The following is a 20519-nucleotide window of genomic DNA, read 5'->3' as shown; positions in this document are numbered from 1 at the left end:
CCGAACCCGCGGTGGCGCGGGCCGGCGCGGAGGCCGCGCCGGCCCTGCGCCGCGCGGTCCGGGGCTACCTCGACCACCTCACCGTCGAGCGGGGCCTGTCCGCGAACACGCTCGCGTCGTACCGCCGGGACCTGGACCGCTACCTGGACACCCTCGCCGCGGCCGGGGTGGCCGACCTCGCGTCGGTCGGCGCCGGCACCGTCGAGGCGCACCTGGCTCGGCTGCGGGCCGGCGACGACGACCACCCGCCGCTCGCCGTCTCGTCGGCGGCCCGGGCGGCCAGCGCGGTGCGCGGCCTGCACCGGTTCGCGCTGCGCGAAGGGCTGACCGCCGCCGACCCGAGCCGCGACGTCCACCCGCCCACCCCGCCCCGCCGGCTGCCCCGGGCTCTGCCGGTCGCCGACGTGGTCCGGCTGTTGGAGACCGCCGGCCCGACCACCGCCACCGGCGACGGGGCGGCCCTCGCGCTGCGCGACCGGGCGCTGCTGGAGTTCCTGTACGGCACCGGGGCGCGGATCTCCGAGGCGGTCGGCCTGGCCGTGGACGACCTGGACGCCGAGGCCGGCTCGGTGCTGCTGCGCGGCAAGGGTGGCCGCAGTCGCCTGGTCCCGATCGGCGGGTACGCCGTCGAGGCGGTGCGCGCCTGGCTGGTGCGCGCGCGCCCCGGGCTGGTCGCCGCCGGCCGGGGCACCCCGGCGCTGTTCGTCAACGCCCGGGGTGGCCGGCTGTCCCGCCAGGGCGCCTGGACCATCCTGCGCCGCGCCGCCGACCGCGCCGGCCTGCCGGTGGACGGGCCGGACGCGGTCTCCCCGCACACCCTGCGCCACTCCTTCGCCACCCACCTGCTCGACGGCGGCGCGGACGTGCGGGTGGTGCAGGAACTGCTCGGCCACGCCTCGGTCACCACCACCCAGGTGTACACGTTGGTCACCGTGGAACGGCTGCGCGAGGTGTACGCCACCGCCCATCCCCGCGCCCGGGGCTGAGTCGGGCCGGGCCGCGGTCGCCGGTCCGGTGGCCGACACGCCGTACCGGTACCGAACGCCCTGCTCGCCGGTGGCGTACAGTCGGCATCGGCGCGGACCTCCTGGGCGACAGCGACCGGGGTACGCAGCGGCGCCGCGAGGGACGTCGGACGGCTCCGACGCCGGGTGGTCGTCGGGAGGGGGCAACGAGGACATGGCTGGCAACGAGGATCGTGCCGACGCCTGGACGTCGGAGCTCCGCGAGCAGCAGGCGTCGCTCGGCGCGGACCTCGGGCCGGCCGACCCGGCCGCGTACACGATGCGCAAGCCGATCCCGGAGCCGATGCCCACCGACCGGCACGGCCCGGCGCGGATCATCGCGATGGCCAACCAGAAGGGTGGCGTGGGCAAGACCACCACCACCATCAACCTGGGCGCCGCGCTGGCCGAGTACGGCCGCAAGGTGCTGCTGGTCGACTTCGACCCGCAGGGCGCGCTCTCGGTGGGCCTCGGGGTCAACCCGCACAACCTCGACCTGTCGGTCTACAACCTGCTCATGCAGGACGACGTCATCGCCGAGGACGTCCTGATCAAGACCGACGTGGCCGGCCTGCACCTGCTGCCCGCCAACATCGACCTCTCCGCCGCCGAGATCCAGCTGGTCAACGAGGTCGCCCGGGAGATGGCCCTGGCCCGGGTGCTGCGGACCGTCCGCAAGGAGTACGACTTCATCCTGATCGACTGCCAGCCCTCGCTGGGCCTGCTGGCGATCAACGCGCTGACCGTGGCGCACGGTGTGCTCATTCCACTGGAGTGCGAGTTCTTCAGCCTGCGGGGCGTGGCGCTGCTGCTGGACACCATCGACAAGGTCCGCGAGCGGCTCAACTTCGACCTGGAGCTGGAAGGCATCCTCGCCACCATGTACGACAGCCGCACCACCCACTGCCGGCAGGTGCTCCAGCGGGTGGTGGAGGCGTTCGGCGACAAGGTCTACCAGACGGTGATCACCAAGACGGTGAAGTTCCCCGAGTCCACGGTGGCCGGTGCCCCGATCACCTCCCTCGACCCGGCGTCCTCCGGCGCCCGCAACTACCGCCAGCTCGCCCGTGAGGTGATCGCCGCCCAGGCGGAGCGGTAGCCGCAGGTCCGGTCCGTGCTGACGTGGACTACGGTTTTCCGGTGACCGCGCCCCTGCTCGACCCACCGGCGGGCCCGGACCAGCCGCCCGTGGCGGCGGCCGAGGCCGCCGCGGCGGTGCCCACCGACGCGGCCGGCGTGCCGGCGGCGGGGGAGAACAGCGGCTTCACGGTCCGGCTGGCGAACTTCACCGGCCCGTTCGACCTGCTGCTGCAACTGATCAGCAAGCACAAGCTCGACGTGACCGAGGTGGCGCTGCACCGGGTCACCGACGAGTTCATCGCCTACATCCGGGCCATGGGCGACCAGTGGGACCTCGACGAGACCAGCGAGTTTTTGCTCATCGCGGCCACCCTGCTGGACCTGAAGGCGGCCCGGCTGCTGCCCGCCGCAGAGGTGGAGGACGAGGAGGACCTGGCCCTGCTGGAGGCCCGGGACCTGCTCTTCGCCCGGCTGTTGCAGTACAAGGCGTACAAGGAGGCGGCGGCGCACATCGCCGAGCTGGAGGCGGTCGGTGGCCGGCGCTACCCGCGGGCGGTCACCCTGGAACCCCGGTACGCCGAGGCGCTGCCCGACCTGGTGCTCGGCATCGGGCCGCAGCGGCTGCTGAAGCTGGCGCTGCGGGCGATGACGCCGAAACCGGTGCCCGAGGTCTCCATCGCGCACGTGCACCTGGTCCGGGTCAGCGTCCGGGAGCACGCGGAGATCATCTCCGGCCGGCTGCGCCGGGCCGGCACGGCCACCTTCTCGGCGCTCTGCGCGGACTGCGACATCACCCTGGAGGTGGTGGCCCGGTTCCTGGCGCTGCTGGAGCTGTACCGGCAGGGACTGGTCGCCTTCGTGCAGGACCAGGCCCTGGAGGAGCTGACCGTGCGGTGGACCGGCCCGGCCGACGGCGACACCGAACTGCACGTCGACGAGTACGCCGGCACCCCCACCGAACCATCGGCCGGCGAGGCACCCCCGTCGGACGGGGTGGGGCCGGGCCCGGTCGGGCTGTCGGCGGCGGACGGTGACGGGGACGGGACGACGGAGGAGCGAGCGGAATGAGCGAGGAGCAGCGCCGGGACTCCCTGGCCGAACAGGCCGCCGCCTGGGTCCCCCCATGGGAACGCCCCGCACCCCCCACCGCCGACCAACCCGCGATCTTGGACAGTTCCCGTTCGTCAGGAACAGAAGACGTCCAAGACCCGCAGGGGCGCGACGCGCCCCCGCCGCAGGGGGCGGCGGGGGACGACGGGACGGGCGCCGACAGCGCCCCGCCGAACCGGGCGGCGGGGGACGACGGGGCTGCGGGCGTACCGAAGAGGCAGCCGGCGGGGCGGCGGCGCGCGGCGCCGCCGCCGGAACCGGCGCCGGTGCTGGACGACGCGGAACTGCGCGGCGCCCTGGAGGCCATCCTGCTGGTGGTGGACGAGCCGGTCAGCGAGCTGACCCTGGCCCAGGTGCTGGAGCAGGCCCCGGAGCGGATCGGCCCGGTGCTCGACGACATCGCCGCCGGCTACACCGCCGCCGGCCACGGCTTCGAGCTGCGCCGGGCGGCCGGCGGCTGGCGGTTGTACACCCGGCCGGAATACGCCAGCTACGTCGAGCGGTTCGTGCTGGACGGGCAGTCGGTACGGTTGACCCAGGCCGCGCTGGAGACGCTCGCGGTGATCGCCTACAAGCAGCCGGTGACCCGGTCGCGGATCTCGGCCATCCGGGGTGTGAACTGCGACGGGGTTATCCGTACCCTGGTCTCCCGCGGCCTGGTCGAGGAGTGCGGCACCGAGGCGGACAGCGGGGCGTTCCTGTACCGGACCACCACGATGTTCCTGGAGAAGCTGGGACTGGACTCGGTGGCCGATCTGCCGCCCCTGGCCCCGTTCCTGCCTGACGACGTGGAAGAGCTTGCCGATGCGACGTGACGACCGTGCCCCGAAGCCCGACGCCCCCGTGTACGAAGGCGCCGAGCGCCTGCAGAAGGTGCTCGCCGCCGCCGGCGTCGGCTCCCGGCGTGCCTGTGAGGACCTGATCTTCCGGCGCCGGGTGACCGTCAACGGGCGGGTGGCGCAGCTCGGCGACAAGGCCGACCCGACCCGCGACGTCATCGTCGTCGACGGGGAGCGGTTGCAGGCCGACATCCGCCTGGTCTACGTGGCGATGAACAAGCCGCGCGGGGTGGTTACCACCATGGCGGACGAGAAGGGACGCAACGAGCTCGCCGAGTTCATCGGCAACCGGGTCGAGCAGCGGGTCTACCACGTCGGGCGGCTCGACGCGGACAGCGAGGGCCTGCTGCTGCTCACCAATGACGGGGCCCTCACCCACAAGCTCATGCATCCGTCGTACGAGGTGCTCAAGACCTACCTGGCCGAGGTGGCCGGGCCGATCCCGCGCAACCTGGGCAAGCGGCTGATGGCCGGCGTCGAGCTGGAGGACGGGCCGGTGAAGGTCGACTCGTTCAAGGTGGTGGACACCCTGGGCAAGACCGCCCAGGTGGAGCTGAGCCTGCACGAGGGGCGCAAGCACATCGTCCGGCGCCTGCTGGCCGAGGTCGGGCACCCGGTGTCCCGCCTGGTGCGTACCTCGATCGGGCCGATCAAGCTCGGCGACCTGCGTACCGGGCGGATCCGGCGGTTGACCAACGCGGAGGTCGCCGCCCTGTTCAAGACCGTCGGTGACTGACCGCCGTCGTTACGGGTACCGCTGCCGGTAGGCTTCGTCGCGGCCGACGGCCGTGCCGGGCCGGAGCCGGCCGGGCGGGCCGCGGTGGCGTGGGTCGCCCCCGGCGGCGTCGCGTGCGGGCCCGGACGGGGCCGCGGGCATCATGGATGAGGAACACTTCCGCTCAACGGCACAGCCGGTGCCCGCGAGACACGGGCCGAGGAGGAACACGGTGGGACAGAACATACGAACCGGGCGGTGTGTGGTCGCCGTCGACGGGCCATCCGGTTCGGGCAAGTCCACCGTCTCCCGGCGGCTGGCCGTCGGCCTGGACGCCCGCTACCTGGACACCGGCGCGATGTACCGGGCGATCACCTGGGCGGTGCTGCGCTCCGGGGTCGACCCCGCCGACGCCGAGTCGGTGGCCAAGGTCGCCGGCGAGGTCGAGCTGCGCATCGGCACCGACCCCCAGGGGTACGGCGTGACCGTCGACGGCACCGTCGTGGACCGGGAGATCCGCGGCCCGGAGGTGACCGGGGCGGTCTCCGCCGTCTCCGCGGTGCCGGCCGTGCGCGCCCTGCTCGTGCGGCGGCAGCAGCAGATGATCGACAACGCGGGCCGGATCGTGGTCGAAGGGCGCGACATCGGTTCGGTGGTGGCGCCCGAGGCCGACCTGAAGGTCTATCTGACCGCCTCCGCGACGGCCCGCGCGCAGCGGCGCAGCGCCGAGGACGCGGCGGACGTGGCGGCCACCGCCGCCGACCTGGCCCGCCGGGACAAGCTGGATTCGACCCGCACGACCAACCCGCTGCAGCAGGCCCCGGACGCGGTCGTGCTGGACACCACCGAGCTGGGCATCGACGAGGTCGTCGCCCGGCTGCGCGCCCTGCTCACCGAGCGGGGTGTCGCGTGAGCGCGAGGAGTGAGCTGGTTTTGCGAGCCCCGCAGGTGCGAACGAAGGGTGGCTCGTTGTGAGCGCGAGGAGTGGGCTGGTTTTGCGAGCCCCGCAGGTGAGAACGAAGGGTGGCTCGGCGTGAGCGAGGATTTCGGCGGCTGGGTGGAGCTGCGCGAGCCGGACCTTGAGGTCGAGGAGCCGTCCGGGCCGCAGCCGGTGGTGGCCGTGGTCGGCCGCCCCAACGTCGGAAAGTCCACGCTGGTCAACCGGATCATCGGCCGCCGGCAGGCGGTCGTCGAGGACGTTCCCGGGGTGACCCGGGACCGGGTGCCGTACGACGCGCAGTGGAACGGCCGGGCGTTCACCGTCGTGGACACCGGCGGGTGGGAACCGGACGCGAAGGACCGGGCGGCGGCGATCGCCGCGCAGGCGGAGATCGCGGTGGTCACCGCCGACGTGGTGCTGTTCGTGGTCGACGCGATGGTCGGGTCGACCGACGTGGACGAGGCCGCGGTGAAGATGCTGCGCCGCAGCGCCAAGCCGGTGATCCTGGTGGCGAACAAGGCCGACAACACCGCCATCGAGATGGAGGCGACCTCGCTGTGGTCGCTGGGTCTCGGTGAGCCGCAAGTGGTGTCAGCGCTGCACGGCCGGGGCTCAGGCGAGCTGCTGGACGCCATCCTGGACGCGCTGCCCGAGGCGCCGAAGATCGTGGAGAACCGGCCCCGGGGCCCGCGCCGCGTCGCCCTGGTCGGCCGCCCCAACGTGGGCAAGTCCAGCCTGCTGAACCGCTTTTCCGGTGAGGAGCGGGCGGTGGTCGACTCGGTCGCCGGCACCACCGTCGACCCGGTGGACAGCCTGGTGGAGATCGGCGGGGAGACCTGGCAGCTGGTGGACACCGCCGGCCTGCGCAAGCGGGTCGGCAAGGCCAGCGGCACCGAGTACTACGCCAGCCTGCGGACCGCCTCGGCGATCGAGGCGGCCGAGGTGGCCGTGGTGCTGCTGGACTCCAGCGAGGTGATCAGCGAGCAGGACCAGCGGATCCTGTCCATGGTCGTGGAGGCCGGCCGGGCGCTGGTGATCGCCTTCAACAAGTGGGACCTGGTCGACGGCGACCGCCGGTACTACCTGGACAAGGAGATCGAGCGGGAGCTGCGCCGCATCCCCTGGGCGATCCGGCTCAACCTCTCCGCCATGACCGGCCGGGCGGTGGACAAGCTCGCCCCCGCGCTGCGCCGGGCCCTGGCCAGCTGGGAGACGCGGGTCCCCACCGCGCAGCTCAACCAGTGGCTGACCGCCCTGGTGCAGGCCACCCCGCACCCGGTGCGCGGCGGCCGGGCGCCGAAGATCCTCTTCGCCACCCAGGCCGGGGTCGCGCCGCCGCGGTTCGTGCTCTTCACCACCGGCCCGATCGACGCCGGCTACCAGCGCTTCGTCGAGCGCAAGCTGCGCGAGGAGTTCGGCTTCGAGGGCAGCCCGATCGACATCTCGGTCCGGCCCCGCAAGAAGGTCGGCCCGGGCGGTCGCGGCAAGGCCCACGGCTGAGCTCTCCTTTTCGGTACGCCGGGCGGCCCTTCCCCGCCCGGCGTCCGTCCCACCCGCCCTCCTAGGACCCTCTAGCGGTTGTGACTGCTGGGGTTGCTGCGGCGCGGGTAGGGGGTGTGCGCGCCTGGGGAAGTGCTGCGCTAAGCTGTACCGGCCCCCGCAGGGGAGATCGTGCGGGAGCATCGGGACGTGGCGCAGCTTGGTAGCGCACTTGACTGGGGGTCAAGGGGTCGTCGGTTCGAATCCGGCCGTCCCGACAACGTGAAATAGCAGGTCAGAGGGCTGGTCCGAGACGTCGGGCCGGCCTTTTCGGCTTTCTGGGGACCACGTCGGGTCAAGTGCGCCGTCCGGTAGCGCTCCTTGACCGCTGGTCAAGCTTCAGCGGCCAGTGCAAGCGGCCAGTGCAATTGATTGCCGAATTCTTCTCTTGCTGTATCAAGGCGCCGGCCCGGCCCGGGCCTGCTGGCGACCTCCGGCCGGCATCGGCCGGGCCGGCGGTCACGCTCAGGAGCCACAAGATCTTGAAGACCTCGGCGCTTCGCCCCCGAACCCGACCCTCCTAATAGATGCCGACGAGGAGATCCTTGATCCCAGCCAGCGCACTTCGGTGCCCGCAGGTTGAAGCGGGCCCACGTCTATTGCACCTGTTAAGCCAGTAGTAGCGTGGCGGTGGTCAGGGCGTCGCTGGACGTGACAGCCGGCGGCCCGCTCGGGCGGTGAACGAGGAGTCAAGAGTGGCGGGTGACGTCAGTGACCGTCGGGCAAGAGTGCTCGTCGCTGCGATTGCCATATTGGGGATGCTCTTCCTGGTGGCGGGATCGTCAGTCCTGGGCACGTTCTGGTTTCGCGACGGGACGTTCAAGGACGGCGGGGTCGTTGACGCCCGCGTTTTGAAGGTGATTCCAGGGCGAACCGGTGAAGCCGAGGTCGAGTATTTCGCCGCCGGGGACCGTCATCAGGGGTGGATCTACTGTGGCACCTCATGCCCTGACGAAGGTGACCGGATGGAGGTTGAGTACTCGACCAGCGATCCGAGTGACGTTGTCCGGAACCGGGCACGTCCGTTCTCGGTGATCGCCGTACTTGCCTTTTTCGGAACCGGCACCGGAATCGTGGTCGCCGGGGGTTTGCTCCGACGGGACACGGTCGCTCTTCGGCGCCAGGGTGCGGTGTGAGATGTCGAGAGCCGTTTCCGCAGCTAGACGCGGGCGCATGCAGGTAATCCCTTGGTTCGCAACTTGATCTCACAATCCCTCGGTCGCCCGTGCCCGTTGCGTGCCCCCTGATGGTGCGGATGCCGCGGGTCAACAGCGGTCAGCTTCTAGGGCTGTCCGGCCGATCTTGACCGCTGGGCAGGCCATATGGGTTGGGTGCTCACCGCGCCACCGAGGGCTGCGGGTGGCGGCGGCCGACGGGGCCATCGCCGCCGGGACCGGCCCGCTGGTCAGCGGCAGCACGCTGGCGCTGACCATGGCGATGGCCGCGCCGCGTACTGCAACGACCTCACCGGGCCCGGCCTGGCAACCCTGCAGGGAACGCTGTGCCATGCCTGACGGCCGTCGGCGCGGGGCAGCGGGCGGCCCGGCCCGTCACTACGGTACGGAGGATGGACAGCTCCCACCCGCCGGTGGCCGGCATCGTGCACCAGGCGCCCGGCTCGACCGTACGGCTGCGCCCAGTGGCCGAGGACGACCTGGCGATGTTGCGCCGGTTCGCGGTCGAACCCGGGCTGATCGGGCTCGACTGGGCCGGCTTCCGGGATGCCGCCGCGCCGGCCCGCCGCTTGGCCGAGGACGGCTATCTCGGCGAACGGACCGGCGGCCTGATCGTGCAGGTCGAGCCGGCGGCGGAGGCCCGGGCGGGCTTCCTCAGCTATCTCCAGGGCCAGTACGGTGGGCGGGCGCCTTACTGGGAGATCGGCATCGTGCTGCTGCCCGAGTGGCGCGGCCAGGGCATCGGCTGGCGGGCCCAGGCGCTGCTCTGCGACTACCTGTTCAGCCACACCCCGGCGCAGCGCATCCAGGCCAGCACCCACGCCGAGAACGCCGCCGAGCAGCGGTCGCTGGAAAAGGCCGGTTTCCAGCTGGAGGGGGTCGTGCGGGCCTGCGAGTTCCGGGCCGGCGCCTGGCGCGACGGGTGGCTCTACAGCCGGCTGCGCGACGACCCGTCACCGCTGTGACCGAACGGCTCGCCGTCCCCGCAGTTGTGGCTCAAGCCGTTGCGGAAGACGTCCGCGGCAACAACCCGTGTCATGGCGGCTGAGCCTGCCCAGCGGAGCTGGCGTGGCTGCCGGCACGGCGATGCAGGTCAAGACACGTCACCGCCGAACGACTTCCGCCCATGCCCACACTTCCTAAACCGCGTGCTGCGGTCGCCCCGAGCGCGTCAGCGCCCGGGGACCAGTCGGGGACCACACGGTGTGCGCGATAGTGGCCGGCATGCCGTCGACTACACGGCCTGATCTTGGGGATAGCGGGCGTTGACGTGCGTGGACGTGTGGCGAGTCGTCCTGGGGGTCATCAAGGGGTCGTCGGTTCGAATCCGGCCGTCCCGACACTGTTCAGAGGGCACATCCAATTGATGGACGTGCCCTCTTGTCGTATCTGGGTGTCTAACTGAGTGACTACGCCTCAGCGCCGAAGATCCGGCCCATGGCGACCGCACCGCTCAGGAGCACCGGCCGGAGTTGGTGCCGGTAGACGCTCTCGGTGACGGTCGTGCCGGCGTGGCCGCAGAGGCCGGCAATCTGTTCGATGCTCATGCCGCTGTCGGGCAGCAGGGACACGAAGCTGTGCCGCAGCTCGCGAGGGGTCCAGTCGCGCGGGTCAAAGCCCGATTTGGCGACGACCGGGCGGAAGGCCCATAGCAGGTTGTGCCGGTCGAGGGCGGTGCCGGCGGTGGAGGGGAAGACGAGGCGGTCGGCGGCAGGCTGACCGTGGCGCTCGTGGTGGGTGGTGAGCGCGGTGACGTACCGGGCCGGCAGGGCCAGGGTGCGGCGCGACTTCTTGGTCTTGGTGTCCCCGTCGACTCGGACCGAGCGCCATACCTGGATGGACGGCGGCACCGGAAGTTCATTGTCCGGTTTGCCGGTGAGGTCGACGTGTGCCCAGGTGAGGGCTCGCAGTTCCTCGGTGTGAGCCCCGGTCAGCAGTGAGACCACGATGTAGGCGTGCAATGGGCTGCTCTCGGCAGCGGTCAGAAGCGCCTTGGCGTGGTCGAGCGTCAGCAGGCGGAGCCGACAACGACGACCATTGGTGACGACGTCTGCCCAGGTGACAAGGCGTGGTCGGCCCGATGACCAGGCCGGCCCGAAGCCGCCTTACCTGTAGTTGGTGAACTGATGACGGGTACAAGGCGGGGTCAGGCAACACCTAGTGCGCCGGGGAGGGGGCCTCGGGGGGACGGCCGGCGGCGTGGTGGGCATCGGCGAGGGCGACGGCGAGCAGGATGAGTCCGGCGACGACCGATGAGGCCAGCGGCGGAGCGAAGTTCAGCGGGACGGCGGCGACCGCCAGGGCGACGATGGCGGCGATCCGCCGGAGTGAGAGCCGGTTGAACACGATGCGTTCCAGGCGGATGCGGCCGTAGAGGAAGAGTGCGGGGCCGCCGAGGGTCGCCACGAGCCAGGCGGGCTGGGGTAGGCCGCCTGGGTGTCTCAGCAGGGCCTCGAAGCCGACGGCGGTGGCGACGATGCCGAGCACCATGAGGACGTGGGCGGTGCCGGTGGCGCGGCCGGCGGCGTCGCGGTCCGCCGCGGTGGCGAGGGCTTCGGCGAGGATCTGTCCGGAGCGGTAGAAGTAGATGCGCCAGAGCAGGACCGTCGACAGGAACGCCACCACCAGCAGTGCGGAGGTGGCTGGGGTGATCCGTTGGCTGGTGAAGGTGGTGCCGACGGCGAGCACGGTTTCCCCGAGGGCGATCATCAGGAACTGCTGGTAGCGCTCGGGTAGGTGGTGTTTGCTGTCGGTGGCCCACGCGCTGACCGGCGGTTCGGCCGTCCCCGGCAGCGGCCAGCGCAGCTGCGCGGAGACGATGTCCACGGTCACAGCGGCTCCCCACAGGGCGGCCCGGGCACTGCCACTGACGGCGGCGCCGGCGAACCAGATCCCCGCCGAGACCACGTTCCAGGGCAGCGCCCGGCGGTAGATCTGTTGCAGGGGGTGTCCGCGTAGCGCGGGCATCAGGATGAGGGGCCGGCCCAGCTGCAGGATGACGTACGGCAGTACGAAGACCAGCCCGCGACCGATGAACGCGGACGGCAGCGACGACGACATGACGAGCAACCCGAAGGCGCTGGCCAGCACGATGTACTGGATCTTGCGGCGGCGGGGGTTGAACCAGCTGGTGATGTGCGCGGTGGTGATCCACAACCAGATCAGTGGCAGCGCCAGCACGAGCAGGTAGGTCATCGAGCGCCAGCGGACGACGATGTCGTCGCTGATGATGTCCCGGGCGACCCGGGTGACCACTCCGGCCAGGGCGAACACCAGCACCAGGTCGACGAACAGTTCCAGGAAGTTGGCCTGCCGCACGTCCTCGCGACGTTGCAGCAGGTCCTGACCCGGCCCACCGCCTTCCCGATGCCCCATATCGCTCATACTCGCCTGACCCAACCCCGGTTCATTGAGGGTTGGACGCGGTACACCCAGACGGAAGCCACCCGGGTGATCGTCAACATTCCTGAAGGTAGGCCGGCATCTGGCTGCGGCAAGAGCCAGCGATGATTGCAAGATCATCGGGCGCAACACGGGCGCAACACGGGCGCAACACGGGCGCAACAAACACGGGCGCAATACGGGCGCAACGCGGGCACAAGTGACGCCAACAAGGGCTGTCAGCCGCTGTAAGGCAGCGAAAGAGCTCGCCGAGGTCAGGCGGCCGATCCGCCCGATTAAAGTTGATCAGGAGCACCCGGGAGGGGTTCAGGGTTCAAGTCCCCGCCTTAGCTTGATCTTTAACCTGTGCGGCGCGGGCGGGGATTGACGGACTTCGTCTTCTTTGCGGCTGCTGTCTTGGCGTTCGTGGTGGTCGCGGTGTGGACGTCGTAGCGTGGGGTGGGGTGGTTGTTGCGGCGGCCGGGCGCTCGTCCTGGTCCTTTCCGCGAGGGTTTGGGTGCACCGGCCGGGCAGGCGGGAGGCTGTCGCACAGCTTTCGATCTTCAACTGTCAAGAGGTCCTCGTCCTGGCATCGTGGCGGAAGATCTTGTTCAGGTTGTGCACCGCGCCGAGGAGTTTGATCTCGGTGTCGACGGCGGCGGTGCCGCGGTGGTGCACGCGGCGTCCGAACCGTTGGAACATCTGGGCGAAGCCTGGTTCGACGAGGGCGCCGCGGCGGGCGTAGAGCTTTCTGCCTTCGGCGGATGCCAGCCGGGCGGCCATCTCGCGGTGGCCGCCGGGGACGTTGTGCCCGGGTGGCGTGGTCACGCGGGTCTGCTCGTACTCCTTGGTGATCGACACGAGCAGCGGGAGGTCGGCCAGCTCTGCGAAGTTCGCGGTGCTGGCATAGCCGCTGTCGGCCAGCCACGCCGCGACGTCGCCGGTTAGCCCAGCGGCCACGCAGTTTTGCTGAACACGTCTGATGACCGGGACGAGGGCGGTGGTGTCGGAAGGGTTGTCCTGCAGTTCGATCGCGAGGAGGGACTTGGTTGCGTGCGCAGCCGATCTGCACGTTGTAGCCCTGCACGTATCCGCCGTGCTTGCCGAGCATGAGCCGCGACGCCGGATCGGTGAGCGAGGCCCTGGCCGCGGTGGACGGGATCGGTCGCGGGTAGCGGGCACGGTGCAACGCGGCCTGCGCCCGGGCGAGGCGGGCCTGCTGCCGGACGACCTTGGTCTTGGCCTCGATACTGACCGGCGGACGCCCGACAGCGCGCCGCCGTCCCGCGGCCTGATCCTGCAGGGTCCGGCGGGCGTAGTCGGCCAGCCGCTGCTGCTGGCCGGCCGTGACCTCGGCCAGGCGTGCCTCGGCTCGGGCCACCATCCGCTGCGCGGCATCCATCTTGATCCGGATCTCGCCCGCCGAGGGCAGCGAACGCTCGAACACCTTGTCCCGGGCGACCCGGGCCCGTGTCACGCGATCGCTGAGCTGCGACAGCCGCCGCAGGCAGCTACCTGCGGCCGTGAGCCGCCGACGGCGCCCGTCGGCAGCCGCTTCGTCCGTGCCCTCCGCTAACTGGTCGAGTTGCGCCTCGCCGTCGGCGATGACGGTGTCCAAGGCGTCCAGGCTGCGGTTGGCTGAGCGTGCGGCGGCCGCGTGCATCGGTGAGCCGTCCACCGCCACTGCGGACAGGTCCACCAGCCCTCGCCCGACGCATAGCGCCAGGACCTGCACGAACAGCGCCTTCAGACCCTCGCGGTGACGGCGCAGGAACCGCGCGACGGTGGCATGGTCAACCTGCTGATTGCCTGTGATGATCCGGCAGCCCACATCGTCGAGGCAGGCCGCCTCGATCTTGCGCGTCGAGCGCACGCCCTTGCAGTAGCAGTACAGCACCAAGCTCAGTAGCACCTGCGGCGGATACGCCGCCGCGCCCTGGCCATCAGCACGGTAGCCCCGCAGGAACCCGGACAGGTCGAGCTCACCGACGACCTTCAGGACCTGCCAGCACAGATGCTGCGGCGGCAGCCACCCACGCACGTCATACCTGATCGGCGCCGAGTCCTCCGGGCTGCAGGAGATGAAGTTGTATCCCACGGCACGACATGATCGTCCACTGTGGGCGATTAACAGCAAGAACTCTTGACAGTTGAAGATCGAAAGCTGTGCGACAGCCTCCTGGTCTTCGGCCGGAGGTTGCGAAATCCGCGGCGGACCCGGGCGGGGCTCAGGCGTTCGGGTCGGGTGGGGTCGGCGGGTCGTTCCCAGGGGCGGCGTAGGTCGTCGGTGAGGCCGCGGGCCAGCCGCAGTTGAGTGTGCGCGGCGAGGATCAGCCAGGTCCAGGTGTCTGCCGCGTTCGGGTCGCGTAGGCGGGGTCGGGTCCAGCCGAGGGTCTGTTTGAGTAGCCGGAACGTGTGCTCGAGGTCGAAGCGGCGCAGGTAGGCCTGCCAGAGCAGATCGGCCTGGGCGGCGCTCAGGTTGGGTGTGGAGCACCACAGCCAGATTGGTTTCGGGTGATGACCGGACGGGACTCGGTCGACGGTCAGCCGTAGCAGGGTGCCTTCCAGGATCGGTAGGGGCCCGGTGTGGCTGATCCAGGCGGCGCGGCGGGTCAGCCGGGGATGCACCCGGTTGAAGACGAGGGCCTGGGCGGTGCCGTAGCGGGCGGTGGCGGTGTGGGTGTGGTGGGCCGGCTGTGGCCAGGTGGTCTCGTCGGACAGCCGTAGTTCCGGGCCGTGGTGGCGGGGCCGGCCGACCGTGGTCGGGGTGCGTGCCGGGGCGGGCAGGCGCATCACCCTGCTGGTGCGTAGGCGGCCGAGGATCTCGACCGGCAGATCACGCAACTCGTAGGTCAGGCGGGCGGTGTCGTAGCCGGAGTCGGTCACGATCAGGATCGACGGGTCACCCTCGCGCCAGTGACCGGCGATGATCAGCCGGTCGACGACCTGCCGTAGCTGCCGGCAGGTCACCGTGGTCTCGTCGTCGGCCGGGCCGATCCGGACCGCGTCCAGGATCGCCGTCCAGGAGGTGGCACCGGTCTCCAGCGCGGCCACGATCGAGTAGGGCCAGCCGGGTATCCGCTGGTCCTGGGCTCGGGTCTGCCCGGTCACGTGGCAGTAGAGCCGTTGTGGGCTGGTGTGGGCCTCGCGCCGTAGCCACGGGGACACGTCCACCGCCAGAACGATCCGCCCGCCAGCGGCCGACGGGATCGGGAGCCCGCTCAGCGCCCGCTGCAACCGGCCGAGCTCGATCCGCCCGTGATTGACCGCGTCGTAGAGCGCCCCATGACCTCGGCGATGTTCGGCGGCCGTGCTCAACCCGACCAGGCTGCCGACCGGCCCGTCGACGCACAACACCGCCTCGGTCAGCTCGAACAACGCGTCCGCCCGCCGGGTCAGACACGCATAGAACTCCTCCCGGAACCTGGCGAGCCGCCCCAGCGACTCGACGCGATCATCAAGGTCGGGCACACTGTCCATCACGGCCTTCGGTGGTGAGTCATGTTCTTCTTTGGCGAGACGGACATGATCACCGAAGGCCGTCTCCATGTCCACTCACGACACCGCAAATAAGCAGGCCAGGACTTCAAAGGCTAAAAACAAGACTAGCTTCGCCCACTGCACGTCGGTCAGGTCGAACCGCCTCGTCACCGCTAGGGTGTCCACGAGGTCTCCGGTTTTCAGGTTCCGCTTGGTCGCTGAACCATCTACCGGAAGCCTCGCTCATTTGCGATCTCCGACACGCGAAGATCCTCAAGTCAGCTCAAGCCCTGGCCCCGACTTCGACACACGCCCCAGAGCAGAACGGCCCCACCGAGCTGATCAGCCGGGTACGCGCCATCGAGGCCGCTGACCCGTCCTGCATGAAGTGGGCACGCGACAAGCGCAGCGACGACGCCACCGCCGTCTACGCCGCCTGAGCAGGCAACACGCTTGCAGAGCCGGCCGGACAGCCGGCTGCCGGTGATGTCTGGTCTCACATGGTGCTTGACGAAACGGCCTCGGAGGACTCTTGACGCCCTGGCGTCTTCAAGGCGCAGCGTCTTGGTCAGGAGATGCCGCCGTCGCTGTGCAAGAGTTGGCCGTTGATCCAGCCCCCGTCAGGTGAGCACAGGAACGCGACGAGGTTTGCGCAGTCCTGTGGGCGCCCGAGACGACCGAGCGGCGTGGACCGTAGGACGGCAGCCTTGATCTCCGCGGTCATCCAGCCGGTGTCGGTTGGACCCGGATCGATGGCGTTGGCGGTCACGCCGAGGCGGGCCAGCTCTTGAGCAGCGGCCAGGGTGATCCGATCGAGAGCGCCTTTACTGGCTCCGTAGGGAAGGTTGCCGACGGTAGCGTCACTAGTCAGGCTGACGATGCGTCCCGTGCCGTGTGCCCCTTGGAACCGTTGGGCGTACTCGCGAATCAAGAGCCAACTCGCCCGCGTGTTGACCGCGAAGTGACGGTCGAAGCTATCGATGCTGGTGTCGAGCAGGCCCGAGTTGACGCTCTCGCAGTGGGCGAGGACGAGCGCGCTGACTGCGCCCAACTCTCGCTCCACGGTCTCGAAGATCGCAGCCATCGCGTGAGGATCACTGAGGTCCACCTCGACCGCGGCGGTTTTCGCCCCGTGCTTGACAGCTTGGTCGCTGAGCTGCGTCACGGCCTCAGGATCGGCACCCCAGGGCATCCGCTCGTCATAGGGGGTCCAGTAGGTGAAGCCGACATCCCAGCCGGTCTGAGCCAGCGCCAGCACCACTGATGCAGCGATGCCGGCGCTGCGACCGGCACCGGTCACCAGGGCGACGGGTCGATGCTGTTGATCCGTTCCATCCATAAGCGCCATCCGTGGTCACACCCCCTCATGAGCCATCCTTGCTGCCCCGGCCAGAGGCCGCCATCGGAATTACCCCGCCAATACAGCCGAGCCGGCGATACATCGTCAGGTCACGGCGTCAAGCATCAACCGAGGCCGCAGTGTCAACCATCAACCGGCGCAGGACAATCGGCTGCCGGCGATGTCGGGCTCCACTTGATCCATTACACATCGACTTCACTTGACGGGTGACAGTTGGCCGGCTCTCTCCGGGCTCGGCTGTCACGGTGCGTAACTGGCGTGCCGCCTATCGCTGGGCATGCCGAATCCTCGACGCCGGTCAAGACGCGCGATCAGCGGCAGAAGAGTGAGCCGCCGCGACGCGGGGAGTGGGCGTCAAACATCGCGACACCGGCAAGCACCAGTGGCATGCTCTTCCCCGATGTTGAGGCAGTTGGACGACGGCGTCGAGATCACCGCCGAGGCGGGGCTTGGGTCCGTCCGTCTTCATTGCGCCGAGCGGCCGTGGAACGACGAGGTACTCGACCTGCGGTGCGAGCTGGCCGATGACGGCGTCAGTGCGGTGACCTGGGTCCGGACGTTCAATGGCGACGGGATCGTATCGTGGGCAGCCGACCTCGCCGAGTCGTATGAGGGATGGGACGGCGTGCGGGCCTGGGAGTCACTGGAACACGACCTCCGCATCGACGCGACGCATGATCGACGAGGTCACGTCGATCTCCGTTTCGTCATCCGGGGCCCTCGGGGCTACGACCCGAATGCGTGGGAGGCATCCGTCATGGTGACCCTTGACGCTGGCGAGGACATGCGACGTCTCGTCGCCGAACTCGGCGACTTGGTCTCGTAGCGCGGCCTCAAGTCGGAGGCGCGCGATCGGCGGCAGATCAGTGCGGTTCCGTCCCCGGCTCAGGATGGTCGCTAACACCGTTCATCTGGGGGGTAACGGGCACACCGCTGATGTCGTGCCCGCCCGGTGGCCCTGTCTGTTGCGGGCTGGCGCGGGGGGACAGCACTACCATCGATGTTCGTGCTAGCCGGATGGTTCCGGACGGGGGCGGGCGGTTGGCTGTTACTCATGATCTCACTCAGCCGCCGCAGCTTGTTCTGCGCCGCCGCCGGAACCCTCGTCGCGGCCCTGCCCGCCGTACCTGCCGCCGCCGACCCGGCCTGCCCGCGCCGGTACGTGCCGCTCCCGCCGCCTACCGGGCCGCACGGCATCGGCGTCATCGCGCTGCACCTGGTGGATCCGTCACGCTGCGACCCGTGGGTACCGTCGATCCCGGTCCGGGAGCTCATGGTCAGCGTCTGGTACCCCGCGGTGCCGAACCGCCGCGCTCGCGCGCCGTACATGCAGCCGGCCGCGGGTGCCCACTACGACCAGGGACTGGCCCTGCAACTGCCGCGATACAGGACCGGCGTCGTCGACTTCGCCGCCACCCCCACCCACGCCGGTGTCGGGGCGCCGGTGCTCCCGCGCCGCGGCGGCCACCCCGTCGTGCTCTACAGCCCCGGCGGCGGCAATGCCCGCACGACCGGCACCGTCCTAGTGGAGCAGTTGGCCAGCCACGGGTACATCGTGGTCACCGTCGACCACACGTACGACTCGGCAGAGGTGGAGTTCCCCGACGGCCGGCTGGCGGTGGACCGCCGTCCGGCCGACACCACCCGCGAGGCGAGTGCCCTCGTGCGCGTCGACGACACCAGGTTCGTGCTGGACACGCTCGCCCGGATCCACGGCGGACGGTACGCCCATGGGCTGCGGGGCGCCCTCGACCTGGACTGGATCGGGATGGTCGGCTGCTCCGCTGGCGGATACGCCACCGCCGAGACAATGCTCGTCGACCGACGGGTGCGTGCCGGCTGCAACCTCGACGGCAAGCTGCTCGCCGACGACGACCCGGTGGTACTCGGCCGGGTGGCGCGGTACGGGCTGGACCGGCCGTTCCTGCAGATCGGCACCCCCGGCCACGACAGCACCACCGACCCGTCGTGGGCGGCGATGCAGGCCAACGCCCGCGGCTGGCACCGTGAGCTGCGCCTGGACGGCTCCACCCATCTCGGGCTCAGCGACCTGCAGGTCACCATCCCGTTCCTGGCCGGTGTCTTCGGGCTCACCGCCGCGGAAGTCCGGTACGCGCTCGGCCCCATCGACGCGGGCCGCAGCGTGGCGACCGTCCGGGCGTACGTGACCGCTTTCCTCGACCGGCACCTGCGCGGCGCCGGTGGCACCCTGCTGGACCAGCCGTCGCCCCGGTACCCCGACATGGTGATCGTGGCGTAGCGGGTACGCCAAGGCGAACGTGCCGTGCAGATCGCGGTCTCGTCGTCACCGCCGTTCCACGCTTCGACTTCGTCGACTCCCAGAAGGCCGAACACGGTGTCCAGCCGGTCCTGCGGGCGCTGGAAGACACGCCGGTCCGCCGACGCTACTGCGCCGGCGGATGGTGGCCCGCTGACGGCAAGATGACGCTCTTCGATCCCGGCAAGGTGCGGACCACCCGCTACCGCTACCGGGGCACGAAGATCCCCACGCCGTGGACCCCAGCAAGCTGAGTGACGACCTGACCCATCGCGGCTTGTGGAGAGCCCGGTGCTCAGTGATGAGCACGCCGGGTTCGGCGGGCGGCCAGCCGCCGTAGGGGCGCGTAACGCACCGTAGTTGCAGCGGGCTTGCGTCGGCATCCGGATCTGTCGAGTCGACCGGGTGCTCCGCTGAGCGGCGCTGCGGCCCGTGTCACCAGGCCGACCAGAGGACCGAGCGTCGAACGGGAGGTGACCGTCAGCGCGAGGTCAGCACCACCATCCACACCCCGTCGTCGGCCGCGTCGAGGTCGGGCCGCCGTACCAGACCCGCCGCCTGCGCCGTCCGGATGGACGGAAGGTTGTCGGCGGTGGTGCGGGCCAGCACGGGCAGGTCCGGCGTGTGCGCGGCGGCCCATTCGACGGCGTGTCGTGCCGCCTCGGTGGCGTAACCGTGTCCCCAGTGTGGCGGGGCGAAGCGGTAGTACAGATTCAGCATGGGACGACCGAGCCATTGGCCGCGACGGACACCGGCGAAGCCGACCACCTCACCGCTCGTCGTCGACTGCACCGCCCAGTAACCGAACCCGTACGTGCGCCAGTGGTCGAGCCATTCGTCAAGCAGCTCCCTGCTGGCCTCGACGTCGGCGTGTGGGCCGTCCGGGTTGAACTGGTTGGTCCGGGGATCGCCGTGGATCCGGAACACGTCCGCCAGGTCCACGGCCGTGGGCGCGCGCAGCAGCAACCGCCCGCTGGTGGTGTGGTGGGCTTCGGAGATCGGTGCGGTTCCGGCGTCGTCCACCTGTCGCTCCCTCCTGCCGGGCACGTGCGGCGATCCCGCGTCGCCGCCGCGCCCGCCCCCCGCTGACAGGCAGAACTATGCCACGCCGCACCGACAGCCCGGCACGCTCGGCGGGGCTGTCCGATACGCGCCGGTGTCCCATGGTCGACGCCATGCGCCTGGCCGCCGTGCACCTCTATCCCGTGAAGTCCCTCGCCGGCGTCGACGCCGACCGGGCGACGGTGGAGCCACGGGGGCTGCGCCACGACCGGCGCTGGTTGGTCCTCAACCTGGACGGGAGCTACCGGAATGCGGGCTAGTGCTTCGGCCTTCAGGCCGGGGGTGAAGGCCCGCGCTGGGAGGGCCGCTGGGCCCGAGCAGTGCCTTAGAGTTCCTAACAAAGTCGTAGGACGTGTCGGTACGTGATGATGCAGGTGGCGAGGCCGAGGAAGGCTTCGTGGATGTCGTCGCGGCGATCCCAGCTGGCTGGCGTACAGAGGTCTCCGTCCACACGCCGCCGTGTGTCAACGGCGGACTGGAACTGACCCCCTAGCGACGGATTGGGATTGACCCCCCCGGGGGTAGTTTCGTCCTACTTGTCGCGGTCCTTCGCGAG

Annotated in this window: 17 protein-coding genes, 1 tRNA gene and 3 pseudogenes; 14 read left to right on the top strand and 7 right to left on the bottom strand. The window is 70.3% G+C overall.

Features of this window, described 5'->3' with window-relative positions:
• The first annotated feature begins 11 nt into the window (after positions 1-11).
• The 10 genes from AB0H57_RS27515 (at position 12) to AB0H57_RS27470 (ending at position 9367) form a co-directional block, all read left to right on the top strand.
• Positions 12-986 (top strand): site-specific tyrosine recombinase XerD, encoded by a 975-nt coding sequence (locus tag AB0H57_RS27515; protein ID WP_357511328.1) that lies wholly within the window; start codon positions 12-14, stop codon positions 984-986.
• A gap of 193 nt (positions 987-1179) precedes the next feature.
• The gene (locus AB0H57_RS27510) at positions 1180-2103 is read left to right on the top strand and encodes an AAA family ATPase (RefSeq protein WP_357511326.1); all 924 of its coding nucleotides are present in this window, start codon (positions 1180-1182) and stop codon (positions 2101-2103) included.
• 41 nt (positions 2104-2144) lie between these two features.
• On the top strand, positions 2145-3152 hold the full coding sequence (locus AB0H57_RS27505; protein WP_357511324.1) for a ScpA family protein: 1008 nt from the start codon (positions 2145-2147) through the stop codon (positions 3150-3152).
• On the top strand, positions 3149-4009 hold the full coding sequence (gene scpB, locus AB0H57_RS27500) for an SMC-Scp complex subunit ScpB (protein ID WP_357511322.1): 861 nt from the start codon (positions 3149-3151) through the stop codon (positions 4007-4009). The genes AB0H57_RS27505 and scpB overlap by 4 nt, the downstream gene beginning before the upstream one ends.
• A complete protein-coding gene (locus AB0H57_RS27495; RefSeq protein ID WP_357511320.1) occupies positions 3999-4769 on the top strand; it encodes a pseudouridine synthase in 771 nt (256 codons plus the stop codon). Before scpB ends, AB0H57_RS27495 begins: the two co-directional genes overlap by 11 nt.
• Positions 4770-4980: 211 nt before the next feature.
• Positions 4981-5661: a (d)CMP kinase gene (cmk, locus tag AB0H57_RS27490; protein ID WP_357511318.1), complete on the top strand. Its 681-nt coding sequence runs from the start codon at positions 4981-4983 to the stop codon at positions 5659-5661.
• Positions 5662-5805: 144 nt separating this feature from the next.
• On the top strand, positions 5806-7188 hold the full coding sequence (gene der, locus AB0H57_RS27485; protein WP_357511363.1) for a ribosome biogenesis GTPase Der: 1383 nt from the start codon (positions 5806-5808) through the stop codon (positions 7186-7188).
• 183 nt (positions 7189-7371) lie between these two features.
• Positions 7372-7445: transfer RNA gene (locus AB0H57_RS27480), tRNA-Pro, on the top strand.
• A 477-nt stretch (positions 7446-7922) separates the two neighbouring features.
• Positions 7923-8363 (top strand): DUF3592 domain-containing protein, encoded by a 441-nt coding sequence (locus AB0H57_RS27475; RefSeq protein ID WP_357511316.1) that lies wholly within the window; start codon positions 7923-7925, stop codon positions 8361-8363.
• A gap of 431 nt (positions 8364-8794) precedes the next feature.
• Entirely contained in the window at positions 8795-9367 is a 573-nt protein-coding gene (locus tag AB0H57_RS27470) for a GNAT family protein (RefSeq protein WP_357511314.1), read from the top strand.
• A 444-nt stretch (positions 9368-9811) separates the two neighbouring features.
• Here AB0H57_RS27470 and AB0H57_RS27465 read toward each other — a convergent pair.
• From AB0H57_RS27465 to AB0H57_RS27455, 3 genes and pseudogenes are all read right to left on the bottom strand, one after another.
• Positions 9812-10420: pseudogene (locus AB0H57_RS27465) on the bottom strand (site-specific integrase); the annotation flags it as partial.
• A gap of 139 nt (positions 10421-10559) precedes the next feature.
• On the bottom strand, positions 10560-11777 hold the full coding sequence (locus AB0H57_RS27460; protein WP_357511312.1) for a low temperature requirement protein A: 1218 nt from the start codon (positions 11775-11777) through the stop codon (positions 10560-10562).
• A 576-nt stretch (positions 11778-12353) separates the two neighbouring features.
• The gene (locus AB0H57_RS27455) at positions 12354-12965 is read right to left on the bottom strand and encodes a transposase (RefSeq protein ID WP_357511310.1); all 612 of its coding nucleotides are present in this window, start codon (positions 12963-12965) and stop codon (positions 12354-12356) included.
• A 1-nt stretch (position 12966) separates the two neighbouring features.
• On the opposite strand from AB0H57_RS27455, the gene AB0H57_RS27450 reads away from it, so the two are divergent.
• On the top strand, positions 12967-13359 hold the full coding sequence (locus AB0H57_RS27450) for a hypothetical protein (protein WP_357511308.1): 393 nt from the start codon (positions 12967-12969) through the stop codon (positions 13357-13359).
• A 162-nt stretch (positions 13360-13521) separates the two neighbouring features.
• On the opposite strand, the pseudogene AB0H57_RS27445 reads toward AB0H57_RS27450, so the two are convergent.
• From AB0H57_RS27445 to AB0H57_RS27435, 3 genes and pseudogenes are all read right to left on the bottom strand, one after another.
• Positions 13522-13824, bottom strand: a pseudogene (locus AB0H57_RS27445) (transposase); the annotation flags it as partial.
• 140 nt (positions 13825-13964) lie between these two features.
• A pseudogene (locus AB0H57_RS27440) lies at positions 13965-15263 on the bottom strand (NF041680 family putative transposase); the annotation flags it as partial.
• 568 nt (positions 15264-15831) lie between these two features.
• Positions 15832-16602, bottom strand: a complete 771-nt coding sequence (locus tag AB0H57_RS27435) for an SDR family oxidoreductase (RefSeq protein ID WP_357511306.1) — start codon at positions 16600-16602, stop codon at positions 15832-15834.
• Positions 16603-17023: 421 nt separating this feature from the next.
• On the opposite strand from AB0H57_RS27435, the gene AB0H57_RS27430 reads away from it, so the two are divergent.
• A complete protein-coding gene (locus AB0H57_RS27430) occupies positions 17024-17449 on the top strand; it encodes a DUF6228 family protein (protein ID WP_357511305.1) in 426 nt (141 codons plus the stop codon).
• Positions 17450-17677: 228 nt separating this feature from the next.
• Complete coding sequence (locus AB0H57_RS27425) at positions 17678-18883, top strand: hypothetical protein (protein ID WP_357511303.1); 1206 nt, start codon at positions 17678-17680, stop codon at positions 18881-18883.
• Between the two features lie 498 nt (positions 18884-19381).
• Here the strand turns inward: AB0H57_RS27425 and AB0H57_RS27420 are convergent, their stop codons facing one another.
• A complete protein-coding gene (locus AB0H57_RS27420; RefSeq protein WP_357511301.1) occupies positions 19382-19924 on the bottom strand; it encodes a GNAT family N-acetyltransferase in 543 nt (180 codons plus the stop codon).
• A gap of 152 nt (positions 19925-20076) precedes the next feature.
• Here AB0H57_RS27420 and AB0H57_RS27415 point away from each other — a divergent pair, with 152 nt between their 5' ends.
• Positions 20077-20223 carry an MOSC N-terminal beta barrel domain-containing protein gene (locus tag AB0H57_RS27415; RefSeq protein WP_357511299.1) on the top strand — a complete coding sequence of 49 codons (147 nt, stop codon included), beginning with the start codon at positions 20077-20079 and terminating at the stop codon, positions 20221-20223.
• Positions 20224-20519 lie beyond the last annotated feature (296 nt).

Source organism: Micromonospora sp. NPDC050686, assembly GCF_040654475.1.
Taxonomy (GTDB): domain Bacteria; phylum Actinomycetota; class Actinomycetes; order Mycobacteriales; family Micromonosporaceae; genus Micromonospora.
This window is presented reverse-complemented; position numbering and strand designations above follow the sequence as displayed.

What these genes read in the sequence shown, in the direction of transcription:
- AB0H57_RS27470 (WP_357511314.1), top strand. Translation starts at nt 8,795, where the DNA reads ATGGACAGCTCCCACCCGCCGGTGGCCGGCATCGTGCACCAGGCGCCC.
- AB0H57_RS27435 (WP_357511306.1), bottom strand. Translation starts at nt 16,602, where the DNA reads ATGGATGGAACGGATCAACAGCATCGACCCGTCGCCCTGGTGACCGGT.
- AB0H57_RS27425 (WP_357511303.1), top strand. Translation starts at nt 17,678, where the DNA reads ATGATCTCACTCAGCCGCCGCAGCTTGTTCTGCGCCGCCGCCGGAACC.
- AB0H57_RS27430 (WP_357511305.1), top strand. Translation starts at nt 17,024, where the DNA reads ATGTTGAGGCAGTTGGACGACGGCGTCGAGATCACCGCCGAGGCGGGG.
- AB0H57_RS27510 (WP_357511326.1), top strand. Translation starts at nt 1,180, where the DNA reads ATGGCTGGCAACGAGGATCGTGCCGACGCCTGGACGTCGGAGCTCCGC.
- scpB (WP_357511322.1), top strand. Translation starts at nt 3,149, where the DNA reads ATGAGCGAGGAGCAGCGCCGGGACTCCCTGGCCGAACAGGCCGCCGCC.
- AB0H57_RS27495 (WP_357511320.1), top strand. Translation starts at nt 3,999, where the DNA reads ATGCGACGTGACGACCGTGCCCCGAAGCCCGACGCCCCCGTGTACGAA.
- AB0H57_RS27415 (WP_357511299.1), top strand. Translation starts at nt 20,077, where the DNA reads ATGCGCCTGGCCGCCGTGCACCTCTATCCCGTGAAGTCCCTCGCCGGC.
- AB0H57_RS27460 (WP_357511312.1), bottom strand. Translation starts at nt 11,777, where the DNA reads ATGGGGCATCGGGAAGGCGGTGGGCCGGGTCAGGACCTGCTGCAACGT.